The organism is Paraliobacillus zengyii (genome assembly GCF_003268595.1).
Lineage (GTDB): Bacteria > Bacillota > Bacilli > Bacillales > Amphibacillaceae > Paraliobacillus_A > Paraliobacillus_A zengyii.
Genome location: NZ_CP029797.1, coordinates 3,001,584 through 3,016,723, shown reverse-complemented (window position 1 = coordinate 3,016,723; position 15,140 = coordinate 3,001,584). Strand labels below are relative to the sequence as shown.

Below are 15,140 nucleotides of genomic sequence, written 5' to 3'. Positions count from 1 at the left end.
TATTAGTGAGAAGCAGTTCCCAAAAGGCGAGATTATCAAGAAATATTTATCCCTTGTAGCTATATTGTTTTTAACAGTTATGAGTTATTATATAAGTACATTTATGACAAAAGATGAATCGTATCTTTTTGCTATAGATATCAATCCAAGTATTGAAATTTACACAGATGCTGACCTTAATGTAACAAAGGTGAATTCCCTAAATGAGGATGGACAACTTGTTATGGATTCCATTGCATACAAATATAAGCAGATTGACATTGTTTTAGAAGAAATAATTACTGCTGCTGTAAAAGGAGATTACTTGAAAAGTGAAAACGCCCAGGTAGATGTAACAGTTGTTTCTTTAACGGAAAAAAATGACGTGGATATCAATAAAGTAAAAGAAACTATTGATCAATCTTTAATTACGAATGCAACAACTGCGACTGTTCAAGTTAAAAATGGCAGTAAAGAACTAGTGGAAGATGCTAGAGAAGCGAATCTATCAATAAATAAGTTACAGTTATATAACCAAGAGATACAAGGAATAGAAGTACAGCCCGAAGAGCTAAGCGATAATTCTATTACTAAAGTTAATGAGGATATTAAGAAGGAACAAATAGATAGTGAAAAAAAGAAAAGTGTTGAAATAGAAAAAGCAAATAAAAATAGTTCAACAAAGATTGAAAAGGCTAAAAATGATATTACTAATAGCCAAATTAAAAGGGAAGATCAACAAGTTAATAAGCCGGACAAAGTAGAGTCTAATAGACAAGATAAATTGACTGAAGCGAAAAAAGAAGAAAAGAAGCCTGTTGAAGTTAACAAACCTAAAACAGAGAAAGTAACTAAGGAAATTAAAAAGAGTGAAAAAGCTAAAGAGAAAAAGGAACAACAAGCTGACAAGAAAGAAATGCAGGTTATAAAGAAGGATAAGACTGAAGTAGATTCAGAGAAAAATACTTTAAAAGTAGAAAAGTCTAACATTGAAAACAGCCCAGAAAAAAAGGGGAAATCTCCTAACTAAGGCATTACAACCGAATGTTATTATAAGACAAAGAAAAGGACGGATAAAAGTTGAAAAAAGGTTTTTATTATGTATTAAAAATGGCTCCAAAGTTTTTTCAAGTAGTTTTAAATGTTTCATTGGTTATTTTAGCTGTTATTCTATGCTCCCTGCTAGTAAAAGAACTGTTTGTTTTTGCAAACGTATTGTTGACTGATGGTACAAACGATTATAAAGTTTTCGTATCTGGGATTCTCGTATTTTTCCTATATTTTGAGTTTATTGCAATGATTGTCAAATACTTTAAAGAGAACTATCACTTTCCTCTCCGATACTTTATGTACATTGGAATTACTGCGATGGTAAGATTGATTATTGTTGATTATGATAAACCATTAGATACTTTAATATATGCGCTTGTTGTGTTAGTTCTTGTCATTGCAAACTTCATTATGCATATGACTCCGCGCGAAAGACCGACCACAACGAAATTGTCTAAAAAAATAAGCAAAGAATAACATCAGTTACACCAGGGAAACCTGGTGTAATGATTAATAGTAAACATCCCACGTACAGATACTTGTAAAAACACCACTAAATAAAATTGTTATTGCAGAAAGTAGAAACGAACTTGACGATAGTAATAGGCTACCTAAGCAAATAATGAAAATATCAAGAATAAAGATAATAATGACAATATTAACTTGAAATCTTGCTGCTAAAAATTGAGCTAGTAAATCGGTTCCGCCCGTACTCGTTTTATAACGTAGCATGATCCCCATTCCTGTTCCTGTAAGAATGCCACCCAAGATCGCACTTAATATAACTGGAATTGGATAGTTAATTGGAAAGAGCTCTGGTAAGGAAGCGAAATAATCGATAGCAAATGATGAAAGTAATAAGCCATGTAAACTACTGATAAAATAATTTTTATTATGAAACAATGCAAAGATAAAAATGGGAAGACTGACACAAATAATAACCAACCCAGCCTTTATGCCTGTTACATATTTGATGATTAATCCAAGTCCGATTACACCACCATCAAATAGTTCAAATGGAACTAAGAAAAAATTAACTCCCACTGCTATGAAAACACTTCCTACTTTCTTTATGAAATACATAGATAACGTCATCTCCGACATTTTTGGGACATGTCTATCTATATGTTAATTATCTGTAATTGTTTCCCATAAAAAAAACAACATGTGGGTAACCATGCTGTTAATGATAATAATCTTCTATTTGTTTTTGAATACTAGTAATATTTTGTTTTGAAATTTGTGCAGGTTTCTCATAATTATAAAAATAAACCATATAGCTTTTACCGATCGTTTGGATATATGATACATGACTAAGGTTAATGATAAAAGAGCGATGAGACTGGACAAACTTTTCTGGTAATAATGTTTTAAGTTCCTCTAATGAATCCATTGAAGGGTAAGTATGATTTGTTGTGTGAAGAATGGCTTTTCGACCTTCCTTTTCTATGAATAATATATCTTCAATAATGACATAGAAAAGCGATCGATTAAACTTAATCGGAATTTTTTTGTTTATTTGTTTTGGTGGATTTATTATTCTATCATTTTGCAATCGTTGCTTTGCTTTTTCTAAAGCTTGGAAGATTCGATCCTTTTGTATCGGTTTTAAAATGTAGTCTAGTGCATTAATCTTAAATGCTTCAACTGCAAAATCATCATGTGCTGTCGTAAATATATAGCATAGATTTGGAATTAGTTGCTGACATTGTTTGATTGCATCTACACCTTTTAATTTAGGCATTTCTATATCACATAAAACAAGATCTGGCTTTTCCACCATGACTTTCTCAACTAATTCCTCTCCATCAGCTGCTTCAGCAACTATTACAAAAGAAGGTTGAATAAGCGAAATAAATTTTCTTAATAATCTTCTAGCTTCCTCGTGGTCATCAGCAATAATAACACGATATTTTTGGTCGGTCATTTATACCATCCCTTAATTGAAAGTAAAGTAATTCAATCACTCTTAGTATACTTCAATTAGTTATAGTAAAAAAGGGGTAACTTGTTGGTTTATTTATCCAGAAATAGAATCAAGTAGCCAAGGTGGCTCTGCTTGATTCTATTTCGCTAATCTTCCAGATCAATGTCTAAAATTTCATGTATGGTTTTGGTGAATTCTTTTACATCGATTGGTTTTGTCATATAATCAATAAATCCAGCGTTTCTTGCCTTTTCTAAATCGCTTGCCATTGCATTTGCACTGATAGCAATGACAGGGATTTCTTTTGTTAACGACTTACTTTTTAGTTTCGTTAACACCTGATAGCCATCTATATCTGGTAAGTGAATGTCGAGTAATACTAAATCTGGAGCAATCGTTTCTGCTAAGTCTAATCCCTTTTGGCCGTCAGTTGCGAAAAATAATTCTACGTAAGGAAACTTTATTAGAATGCTTTCGACTAGACGAACGTTAGCCATGTTATCCTCTACATAAAGAATGCGATAGATAGATCCACTTTTATCAGTATTATATGACGTTAAGTCAACTAGTTGATCAATTTGTTCCAAGTTTTCCGTGTCATATATGTGAATTGGTAATTCGATCCAGAAAGTTGTTCCCTTTCCTTTCAAGCTATTGACGTGAATCGTTCCATTTAAGAGTTCGACTAATTGCTTCGCGACTGATAAACCAATACCTGTACCCTCAATATATTTATTTTCTTCATTTAATCTTAAAAATGGTTCGAAAATATAATCTAATTCATCATCATTAATACCTATTCCTGTATCTGTAACACTTATTTCTATTTGTTCGTTTTGTTGTTTAAAATCAATGAAAACAAAACCGTTAACTTTATTATATTTAATTGCATTTGTTATTAAATTTAATAATATTTGTTTTAATCGAGTCCGATCAGCTTTAACAAAAAGTGCGTCATCATTTTGTGTGTTATTTACAATTGTGATGTTTTGTTTCGCGGCAATTGGTGTTGTAATGCCGATCACATCTTGAAGGATCGATGTGATATTTATAGGCTCCATTGAGATAGATAACTTTCCTGATTCAATCTTTGCTAAATCAAGGATGTCGTTAATTAAAGATAATAAGTGATTTCCCGCTTTTAAGATATCGCTAACGTTCTCTTGTTGATCCTCTGTTAAAGGTTCATTGTCATCTAATTCTAAGAGCTGACTAAAACCAATAATAGCATTTAATGGTGTTCTAAGCTCGTGGCTCATACTTGATAAGAATTCGGATTTAGCTAAATTTGCTCGTTCTGCTTGTTCTTTCGCATTTATTAGTGATTTTTCCATTGCTTTAATTTCAGTAATATCGCGAGCAGATAAAGATACATTCTCAAATGTATTTTGTTCGTCTACAATGATTGGAGACATTCTTCCTTGTAACCAAGTACCACCTTCTCCTTCAGGTGCTGGAACGAATAGTTCCAACACAGTTGCATTTCCTGTGCTGAAAACTTCTTCTAAGTTATTAGAGAACATTTTCAGATCAGCCCCTGATAAAATGGCGGAAACAGAGAGTCCAATTAACTGATCTTTTGGTAGAAATAACTTTGATTCATCACTCAACCATACATTTAAGAATGTACCATGCTCGTCCAATATAAAAATTACATCTTCAATCGAATTAACAAGGGAGCGCAAATCTGATTCGCGTTGTCTTAACTCTGCCTCAGCTACAAGTAAAGCATCATTTTTAATACCTAATTGATCTCCCATTTCAACAATTGCATCAGCAGTTTCTTGGATTTCTATAACTTTTATAGCTTTTGTGGATTGATAGTAGTTCCCTTTCCCAATATCTTTTGCCATCGTATTAATCTGAATAAGTGGTGAATGAATGGTATTGCTCATTTTATGAGATTGTTTATAAATGTATATGAAGAACAAAAGGTAAAAGAAGACAAGTCCAGCAAACATATATATACCTACATGTGCTAATTCCACACTCAACTGATCAAAGTCGGAAAATACATTCGTTAAGGGAACAAATACTATTAATTTCCAATTCGTATCATCAATAGATGTCCAAGAGACAAAATGTTGTTTATTAGCTAATTGTAATGAAGTAGTTCCACTGCCACTCTGGTTCATTTTTGATGTTAGTTGGGCAAGTTCTGTTTGATTATTTATATTGAATTCTTCAGGTTTAAACGTATTTTCCTCAATGGCTTCCTGATAAGTATGGTCATCCAAGTTAACAATAGGAAATGTTTCTTCCCCTTGTTCAGGCATCGCTAAGATCGTTCCATCATCGCTTACTAACAGGCCATTACCGCCCCAAGGTAATTCTATATCTAATATTTGGTTGACTATCGTATTGAGGGTTATATTAATCCCGACAACAGCTTCTAACTTATTATCGTTATAAACAGGTGCAATAGCAGAGGTCATCCAATCGCTACTCGCTGGATCTAAATAGGCCTCAGTCCAAATTAATTCTTCATTGGGATTATGTTCTTTGTCTGCTTCATAGAAAAAATTATAAGAAGGAATGTCCATTAACGGAGAATACTGATCAATGACATTAAAATAAGGGTACCTAACATTTAACGAATCATAGGTATTTATATAAATGGCATTTGCAAGTGGTTGGGAATGATAAATATCCTTCATCACGTCTTCAACAGCTAAAAGTTTATGTACTTTTAGCTCCTCTTTTTCACCAATAGGAACAATACCACTATAGAAAATAGCAGCCCCATCTTGATTAGTGTTTGTTTCCGTATAGAGGGCACCATCACCAGTGGTTTGTAGACGGCTTTCATTCTCAGGCTTTATTACAACATCAGTATTGGTTTGTTGAAAGGCTCTTTTTACTTGTTGTTTATATAGTTCCGTTGCATTCGCAACGCCATTTAACTGATTTTGGATTGAGGTGGCTTCGTTTTCTGCATATTCTAGAAGTTCTTCTTGTGTTTCCAATTCAAAAAAATCTCGTGTTTCACTATAGGCATAACCATTCACAAAAAAATAGATACCAATGAACACTAATTCTACTAATACGAGAGGAATTAGTGCAGTTTTTAAAAAGGTACGCAAAATCCATTTAGATAATGGTTTGCCATTACCTTTTTTATCCATAATCAACACTATCACCATCCATTAGATAAAAGCTAAAGTAGTTTTCTAAATCAAGTATACTAGATTTTAATGTAAACTGGCCTATTTTTCAAAAGAATTAAAGTGGTAAATAAATCTATCAACTACTTAACTAACTTGATAGCTGTTATGATCGCCTTTCTTGATTTCCGTAAAGTAATCATTATAGAAACAAGTAGGTTTTTGTATGAGAAGAGAGGAAGATAAGCCTCTGTTTTCGATCTCTTCTTTAAGAAGTGCAATGAATTCATTGGAGCATTTAGCACTATAAGATTTTTGGTATGCTTCTATTAAAAGTTCATTACTCAATTGTTTAATTGGATTAGAATATTTCATTTGTATTTCTCCTTTCGGTGTTGTCGAGTGATAGATAGGTAAATAGTTGTGTTATAACTCTATAGTAGATCAAATAGCCCTATTAATAAAACTTATTCATGCAGATATTTGCACCATACATGCAGAAAAATGTCATATCCAGACGAAAACTTTGACTGAATATGTCGATACAGTCATGAATTTTTAATTAAGTTTTTATTAATTTTATGCGACAAATAGATACAAATTTGATTTGTGTGTAAAAAAAAGAGGAGGTTATATAATAGGAAGGCCTACGAAAAAGGAAATACACTACGCTTTCTGAGCGAACGGGATTTCCGTGATTTTAATAAGAATTAAAAGAAATTACAATAATCTTAAGCAGGAATATTTATCAACTGCAACGTAACCGCCATGTTGATTTTCGCTTCGGCCAGTCGCTTTCCGCGGGCAAGTCTTTTCGATGGGTCGAGTAATCGCAGACCCAACGCTTCAACTTCCTCGGAAGCAAAAAGCGCTTCCTGCGGGATTTTCAGCTGTTGCTTTTCCCGCAGGAGTCGACTGTCCTACGCTACAATCAATCAGCATAACGTGAACAACTGTCATAAGCACAATAAAAATTCTGACCAGTAGACGATATATCACTTTTAACACCTATCCAGCGGAGCAGTGCCCACGGAAAGCGAGCCCATTTCACTGTGGAGCGGGTAAGGTCTTCTGTTATGTCGCTGTTTCTATCTATTGTGAGGTTAAAAAGATTTGATTTTCAAATGAGTAAATCATTTCATTAGTATGATTATTTAACTTCAATTAAAGTTAAATAAAAGTCTCCAATGTTACCCTTTTTATATAAATTAGTTATCGATGTAGAGTAGTTCTCGATTGTTCCGATAAATGTTAGATTTTTTTCTGGAATGTTCACATCGAAACTGCCTTTATATAGTAAAGTAGTTACATCATGATACTCTTCATGGCTTACCTTAAAATGAACCGTGATCCTCAGATGACCAGTTTCTGTGTTGTTTTCCTGATAATCAACTAAGGTAATTGATCTGTTATCTAAAATAAGTTTTGTAACCAAAGAATCATTCCTTTTTGTTTGATTTATGAATTGCCCTTATTCTACATGTATTTTATCTTTAATCCTAACAAAACAAGTTAGAAGATAGTAAAAAACGTTCTTCTCAATTTATGAAAAGAACGTTTTTGTATTCGTGCATGAACTTATAACCTACTAACAGTTTCATCAAACTCTGCTTCTATTTCAGATGATGGTTTACCACCTAAAAGACTTATGACGATAGCAACAATTAAGTTGAGTAGAAAAGCAGGAACAATTTCATAGAGGTCAAATATTCCTCCAGAAAGGAAATCTCCCCAAATTATAACGGTTAGAGCACCAACGATAATCCCTGCTAACGCTCCATTTCGAGTCATTCTTTTCCAAAATAACGCTAGGATTAGAACTGGACCGAATGCACCACCGAAACCAGCCCAAGCATAACTAACGAGAGTTAATACAGAACTTTCTGGGTTAGTTGCTAAAATGGTTGCAATCAATGCTATAACAGCAACTGCAATACGACCGACCCATACAAGTTCCTTTTGAGAAGCATTTTTACGCAATAATGCTTTATAAAAATCTTCCGCAACAGCAGAAGAAGAAACCAGTAGTTGCGAATCAATCGTACTCATAATAGCTGATAAAATAGCTGCTAATAAAACGCCAGCGATAATTGGATCAAATAAAATTTGTGAAAAAGCAATAAATATCTTTTCAGGATCAGCTAACATTTGGATGCCAGCTCCATCTGTAGCAACTTTAATACCAAATTCAGAAAGGACACCAACGTCTTGTGTGCTAATAAAAGCAAGACCTGCAAGGCCAACAAAGACAGCTCCATACAAACCTAGGACCATCCAAGTTATACCAATGAAGCGTGCTTTTGGTACATCTTTAGCAGAACGTAGCGCCATAAAACGAGTTAGTATATGTGGTTGACCAAAATAGCCTAGTCCCCATGCTAGAGATGAAATAATGCTCATTACACCAACACCTGCCACCATATTGATGTGACTAGGTGAGATATTACCTACAGCATCAATCGTAGCATCCCAACCACCAACGATAATAACTGCTCGGATTGGAACAACAATAAGTGCAATAAACATAAGAATACCCTGGATAAAGTCCGTCCAGCTTACTGCTAAGAATCCACCTAAGAATGTATAGGATACGATAACTAATGCGCCGATCCAAAGTGCTTGGTCATATGTTAAACCAAACGAAGCTTCGAATAATTTTGCACCACCAACCATACCGGATGAAGTATAAAAAGTGAAGAACAACAAAATAACGAGTGCAGAAATAACGCGTAATAAATGCGATGTATCGCGGAACCGGTTTTCTAGAAAATCCGGGATGGTAATGGAATTGCTTGATACTTCTGTATAGACACGTAAACGTTTAGCGATGAATTGCCAGTTTAAATAGGCACCTATTGCGAGCCCCACAGCAATCCATGCTTCTCCTAAACCTGAAGCGTAAATCGCACCTGGAAGTCCGAGTATTAACCAACTACTCATATCTGATGCACCCGCACTTATTGCTGCAACACCAGGACCTAGACTTCTTCCGCCAAGCACGTAATCGGATAAATCATTTGTTAATCGATAGGAGATAACACCTATAAGTAGCATACCGAGTAAATAAATGATAAATGTTATTAATGTAACTGTAGACATGATTTACTTTTCCCTCCTTTCTGTAAACATAGAAATAGCTGATAAAATAATTAATATTGGCATGGGTATAAATAACCAAAACCATGTAGCACCACTCAGTGCGAAATCTTCCATGAGATAGCCTCCTCTGCTTATTCATTTTGTTCGCAATGCGTTTTCTTGACACCAAATAAACAAAACATAAGTAACAGCATAACGTAAATTGAAAGAAGATTCAAATCATTGTGATATAATTCACATATTTATGTAGAAGTAAAGAAATTATTATATCAAATAGCTTTGAAATAACTTCCACTCCTTAAGTGGATTTTTAGTTATACATTCTTATGCATATTTTGATCGTTAAATAATATACTACTTATATGTTTTCAAATTCTGATTTATCAGTACAAAATTTGACGTTTATGTGTCGAAAACGTATAATTATTACTTGCGCTTCTTTTAATGTTCTTAGTTATTAAAAATAACAGACATAAAAAGGCGACACAATTGTATAGTAAGCAAGCGGATTGTTCTAGAACTTTACGTAATTATTTAACTGGAGATTTGGTAGATACTGAGCTTTAATAATTTGTTACTAATCATTAGTTGATTAATTTACATCGATTTGTCTACAATACATATAGAAAAAATTGTTGGCACTTGCTTCTAAAAACTAGGAGGAAAAGAGTGTATAAAAACGAAGGTAAAACAACGACGGATAAACCCGTATTAATTATTAGTGGAGGGTTATTGCTCTCATTTGTTGTATTAGCAATTATCGATTTAAGTATGGTAGAAAGCTGGATTAATACTTCATTTGCTTTTTCTGCTAAATATTTTGGCGCTTATTGGGAGCTATTGTTACTAGCAAATTTCGTAATTGGAATTATTTTAGCATTTACAAAGTATGGGAATGTGCGACTAGGTAAAAAGGATAAACCTGAAAATGGTTATTATCGTTGGATCGCAATGATACTTTGTACACTACTTGCTAGTGGAGGGGTATTTTGGGCTGCCGCAGAACCGATGATGCATTTTATCGCTAACCCACCATTATTTGATGATAATTCTTCAACTATGGCTGGCGTTTCACCTGCTTTAGCGCAGAGCTTCTTTCATTGGGGATTTCTTGCATGGGCTATCCTCGGAACATTGGCTACAATAGTTTTAATGTACTTACATTATCACAAAGGATATCCAATGAAGCCAAGAGGAATGCTATATCCACTTTTTGGTGAAAAAATATTCAAAAAAAATAGTATTATAGGTAGCGCTGCAGATATTATTTCAATTGTAGCTGTTGCTGCAGGGACTATGGGTCCAATCGGATTTCTTGGATTACAGTTAGGTTACGGTTTACATTCTTTATTTGATATTCCTAATACACTTACGACCAATATCATTGTAGTTAGTGTACTAATTGTTATCGCTGCAATTTCAGTTGCAACTGGAGTTGATAGAGGTATTCAATTCTTAAGTCGAATGAATGTTGGTTTAGTTGTATTGTTAGCGCTTTGTGTGCTGATGCTTGGACCAACACTTTTTATCATTAATATGTTTGTTTCAGCTGAAGGATTCCATATCCAAAATATGCTAACTATGGCTCTATATCAAGGTGATCAAGGTTGGTTAGGCGGATGGACGATATTCTTTTGGGGTTGGTTCCTGGGATATGGTCCAATGATGGCGATTTTTATTGCTAGAATATCACGAGGTAGAACAATTCGAGAATTAGTAATTGCTGTTTCTATAATCGCTCCACTAGTAACTAACTTTTGGTTTACAGTTGTTGGAGGAACAGGAATTAAAGCTGAATTAGATGTCCCTGGTTCAATTTCTGGACCACTTGCTGAAGGTGGAATGCCTGCAGTAGTAATGGCAATTATGGATTCATTGCCATTAGGGTTCTTTTTAGCAGTAGGATTCTTACTTGTTACATTAGTGTTTGTTTCTACAACAGTGGATTCAATATCCTATACAGTTGCAGTATCCTTAACTGGTACAGATCATCCAAGCAGACTTATTCGCGTATTCTGGGTGTTGATTTTTGGATTAATGTCAATTATGCTACTTGCGATTGGAGAGAATAGTGTATCTGCTATTCAAAACTCTATTGTTGTTACCGCAGTACCTGTATCAATTATTATGTTACCAACACTATGGGGTGCAGTACAGGTTGCACGTAAATTAGCTGTTGAACAGAATATTGTAATGGCTAGTAAAAGTAAAAAGTAAAATAGTTTATGTCTCACTCTCTAATTGTGCAAAGTTCAGTGCATATAATTAGAGAGTTTTTTTTATTCTGGCATAACTGTTCGAAAGACCGTCGATTGAAATCGCTAGAAAGTATGCTAAAGATCTTACATTTAATTCTTCTAGATAATTTGTATTTCTATGTCGGTTTATTTCCGGGGAAATAAGATAGTGTCATATCGTATGTGTTTATTTTGGTTTAGAAATTATGGCATAACCATAATTGGAAAAAACAGGTTGAGTTTTCACGTTTTATAGGTTACCATAACCCTGAATATAAATGTGTTTAGTGGGGTGAAGTAATGAAAGATTTTTCTAGATCAGATCGCGAAAAGATTGTAAGAGAAGAAATGCGAGCATTATCAGATCAGGGATTAATTGATGAGGAAGAATTCATACATATTATGGATGCTTATAAAAAACATCAAAACTACCAACTGCAGAAGACAGAGAAGAAAGAACGACTTATCCAGAAAGATATAGCGCCAAATATGAATCAGAAAAAAACAATTACAAAATCAGAGAAACAACCAAAAGAGAAACCTGCAAAAGTAGTAAAAGGAAAGGAAGAAGTGAGAGAACGAAATATTATTTGGTTGTTAATACTAGGTGTTATCTTTTTACTTATTAGTGGTTTAGTTGTAGCTACAAGTACATGGGCGCAAATGGGGCCATTATTAAAAGTACTCGTATTATCATGTGTTTCTGTATTTTTCTTAGCTTTGAGCGGGATTTCATCTAAGTTTTTAAAAATAGATAAAACAGCTTTTGCTTTTTTAACGTTAGGAAGTTTATTAATACCGATTGCAATTGTGGCAATTGGATACTTTAGTTTGTTTGGAGATTACTTGTCGTTAAGAGGGGAGGGAAGATTTTTATTAGGTGCAATGGGTAATCTAATTCCTTTACCATTATATGTGCGGAATGCTTGGAAACATCGTTCTAGATTATTTGTCTGGATTTCATATTTGTTTTTAACCTTTTCAGTAGGTTTTCTTATTGGATTTACTCCGGTATCTGTCGATGTTTTCTACCTATTGATAATGGTGTTCAACGCGTTACTTTTATACTTATATCACCATTATCGTAGGGCTCCTAAAGTAACGTTATTTGTAAAAGAACTGCCTAAGTATGCACAGTTGAATTTAATTGTGTCAACATTACTGATGTTAGTAATTTTTGAACAATCGCTTTTTTACAGTTTCAATATTCTATTAACCGCCACAATTTATATTGCAATGGTGTTTGTTTATAACACAAAAGAATATCAATTTGTATTCTCTGCATTATTTGCATATGGTGCTTATCAATTAACAGAATCCTCTTGGCTAGGTTCCATTGATTTAATTGTTTATGGATTGATTGGTGTATTTTATCTGGTTTTTGCACAAATCGTAAAAAGTGATGTATTTATATCACACATGTTTCGCTATACCAGCGCTGTAATTTCATTTTTTGCTTTTATTTATATTAGTTACCAAGGGATTGTTATAAGAACAAATGAGGACTCTTTGATTTTATTAGCTGCTTACTTGGTTATTACTTTTACCTATACCTATTTATCTTATATAACCAATCGAGTAATTTTCAGCTGGTTAGCGACAATTTTTCTATACACATTTGGTTTGCAACTTGGAGATATATTACTTGATTATTTGATAGGTATCAGAATGGATTTGTTTCTATTTTTTTATGCTATGCTGCTATTTATATTAATTGGTATAGGTGACCGAATTGTATTTTTGTTGCCGATAAAAAGAAGTGTTTTCTATTTGTCTGTTGCTGCAATGGTAGCTTCCATGATGTATGCAACTCTTTTTGGACCACTTATACAGGCTTCACTTATGTATACATTATTCGGTCTTAGTGCATTGTTTGTTGTTTCTAGCAAAAATAACATAGAAAGAGAAATAGCGAAGTGGACGAATGGAGTCAGTTGGTTGTTTGCTTTGTATTGCTTAAATCCAAAGATTGGAGAGCTGATTTCAGGATACACCGTCTATTTAGATCTTCCATTTCATATTGCGATTTCATCACTTATCCTACTGTTCGTTAGTTTAATTTGGCGAAGATACAAGAAAACTGGATTAGCTAAAGCTGCCTTTTATATAGGTCAAGGTAGTTATCTATTTGGATTATCGTCTCTTGTCGGTCTCTCTACGATTGATACGACCTTTATTCGGCCTGTCTTACTCTTAGTAGGTATTGGTGTATTTATCTGGTTAGTAAGACAGACAAAACTGGACGCATTATGGTTTCTTGTAGCAATCACTACTTTTTGCTTTTACGCTTCTTTACTAAGCACTTTTTCAATTCAAGATTTTGATTCTATTGTAATTTTTCTTTTGTTTGGCCCATTGGTCTTACTTGTCGTGGAAGGGTGGCAAGGAAAACGTCTTCCTGCATTAAAACCATACTTTTTTTGGATTGCACAGGTTATTCAATTGAATGTAATGTTAGTTATTTTGATTGATCAAGCTTTTTCGCAAATGATAAATCCACTATTCTTGTTTGTTCCGTTGGGTGTTTATATATATAGTATGTTAATGAAGAAAAAAGAATGGACGATCAAGCTATTTCTTTATGCAGCTTTGACTTTGGTTACATTTATTCTAATTACGACCGTTCCGTATTATAATTTATTTGAAAATGTCTCACAAGGTTACTATTGGTTTTGGTCTAGCATTCTATTCTTTGTAGGATGGTTCGTTGTAAATAAGACTTGGAAGGAAAGAATGGAATGGTATATTATTCCTTTTTCTAACTACGGTTTATATACGATTCTTAGCGTATACGAAGTTAATTCATTAGGAGGGGTTTTATCCGTTCTATCTTATGTACTTCTTAATGTTTACTTTTTACACAGGAGAAAGTGGTTTGTTGGTTTAGTGATTCCTTTAACATTATCGTTAGGCATTTGGGAACAACAACGCTATTTGTATCAAGATACTCAGTTGTTTTTAATTAGTTTGGCTAGTTTTTTTATTCTATTTATTGCAGGGAAAATCTTGTTTAAGAGCCTGTACCAATGGAATGAAGAAAGTCGCTATATTGATTGGTATTCTATTGTAGCTGTATTTTATCTTGGTTATTCTTTCACTTTTCTTCAAACATTTAATAGTGTTTGGATACAGATTATTCCATATGTGTTACTAACGATATGGCTATTTGCGCAAGTGAGAAGGTTTCAATATCACATAGCGCAGAAAGCTATTGTCACATTAGGTTTGGTTAGTTTTCTGCCAACTTATTATTCTATTATAGAGGAATATCTCTCTTTTATTTCGGAACTTTTTCATACGGAATTTAGGGTTTTACCTGTTCTTGTCTTAGCAATTATTTTGAGTCTGAAGACTTGGAAAAACTATAAAAACATAATGTCACCTATTCAATCGCTCTCTTTATTGTTAGTGACCGTCATTTTAGTAATGGATGCAATTTCGAGTAATACGATATGGGATGCTTTAATTGTCGGAGTTCTTTCCTTACTATCTTTAGTGATAGGAGCTCAATTTCAAATTAAATCTTACTTTTTTATTGGGTTTGGTACACTTCTCTTTAATGTGATCTATCAGACTAAACCATATTGGGGCAATATGCCTTGGTGGGCGTATCTATTACTTGCAGGTTTCCTATTAATTGGTATAGCAAGCTATAACGAGTGGCAAAAGCAAAGAAAAGAAGAGGGAAGGCTAGTAAAGAAAGTGAAAAAACTAGTCTCGAAATTCAAGGAATGGAATTAACGT

The 15,140-nt window shown here is 33.6% G+C and carries 10 protein-coding genes; 4 read left to right on the top strand and 6 right to left on the bottom strand.

The window, feature by feature from the left end; all coding sequences use genetic code 11:
• The first annotated feature begins 103 nt into the window (after nucleotides 1-103).
• Nucleotides 104-1,009, top strand: coding sequence for an anti-sigma-I factor RsgI family protein (locus tag DM447_RS15115; RefSeq protein ID WP_157967866.1), 906 nt, complete (start codon nucleotides 104-106; stop codon nucleotides 1,007-1,009).
• Between the two features lie 50 nt (nucleotides 1,010-1,059).
• Nucleotides 1,060-1,506 carry a phosphate-starvation-inducible protein PsiE gene (gene psiE / locus DM447_RS15110; protein WP_369974643.1) on the top strand — a complete coding sequence of 149 codons (447 nt, stop codon included), beginning with the start codon at nucleotides 1,060-1,062 and terminating at the stop codon, nucleotides 1,504-1,506.
• A 33-nt stretch (nucleotides 1,507-1,539) separates the two neighbouring features.
• Here the strand turns inward: psiE and DM447_RS15105 are convergent, their stop codons facing one another.
• The 6 genes from DM447_RS15105 to putP form a co-directional block, all read right to left on the bottom strand.
• On the bottom strand, nucleotides 1,540-2,112 hold the full coding sequence (locus DM447_RS15105) for a YitT family protein (protein WP_112182018.1): 573 nt from the start codon (nucleotides 2,110-2,112) through the stop codon (nucleotides 1,540-1,542).
• Between the two features lie 100 nt (nucleotides 2,113-2,212).
• On the bottom strand, nucleotides 2,213-2,956 hold the full coding sequence (locus DM447_RS15100; protein WP_112182017.1) for a LytR/AlgR family response regulator transcription factor: 744 nt from the start codon (nucleotides 2,954-2,956) through the stop codon (nucleotides 2,213-2,215).
• A 146-nt stretch (nucleotides 2,957-3,102) separates the two neighbouring features.
• Nucleotides 3,103-6,081 carry an ATP-binding protein gene (locus DM447_RS15095; RefSeq protein WP_162632666.1) on the bottom strand — a complete coding sequence of 993 codons (2,979 nt, stop codon included), beginning with the start codon at nucleotides 6,079-6,081 and terminating at the stop codon, nucleotides 3,103-3,105.
• A 126-nt stretch (nucleotides 6,082-6,207) separates the two neighbouring features.
• On the bottom strand, nucleotides 6,208-6,435 hold the full coding sequence (gene sda, locus DM447_RS15090; RefSeq protein ID WP_232824131.1) for a sporulation histidine kinase inhibitor Sda: 228 nt from the start codon (nucleotides 6,433-6,435) through the stop codon (nucleotides 6,208-6,210).
• 775 nt (nucleotides 6,436-7,210) lie between these two features.
• A complete protein-coding gene (locus DM447_RS15085) occupies nucleotides 7,211-7,495 on the bottom strand; it encodes a DUF3219 family protein (RefSeq protein WP_112182015.1) in 285 nt (94 codons plus the stop codon).
• Nucleotides 7,496-7,638: 143 nt separating this feature from the next.
• Nucleotides 7,639-9,159, bottom strand: coding sequence for a sodium/proline symporter PutP (gene putP / locus DM447_RS15080; RefSeq protein ID WP_112182014.1), 1,521 nt, complete (start codon nucleotides 9,157-9,159; stop codon nucleotides 7,639-7,641).
• Nucleotides 9,160-9,828: 669 nt separating this feature from the next.
• On the opposite strand from putP, the gene DM447_RS15075 reads away from it, so the two are divergent.
• Together DM447_RS15075 and DM447_RS15070 are read left to right on the top strand one after the other, a co-directional pair.
• Nucleotides 9,829-11,376, top strand: a complete 1,548-nt coding sequence (locus DM447_RS15075; protein ID WP_112182013.1) for a BCCT family transporter — start codon at nucleotides 9,829-9,831, stop codon at nucleotides 11,374-11,376.
• A gap of 320 nt (nucleotides 11,377-11,696) precedes the next feature.
• Entirely contained in the window at nucleotides 11,697-15,137 is a 3,441-nt protein-coding gene (locus DM447_RS15070) for an SCO7613 C-terminal domain-containing membrane protein (RefSeq protein ID WP_112182012.1), read from the top strand.
• The last annotated feature ends 3 nt before the right edge of the window (nucleotides 15,138-15,140 follow it).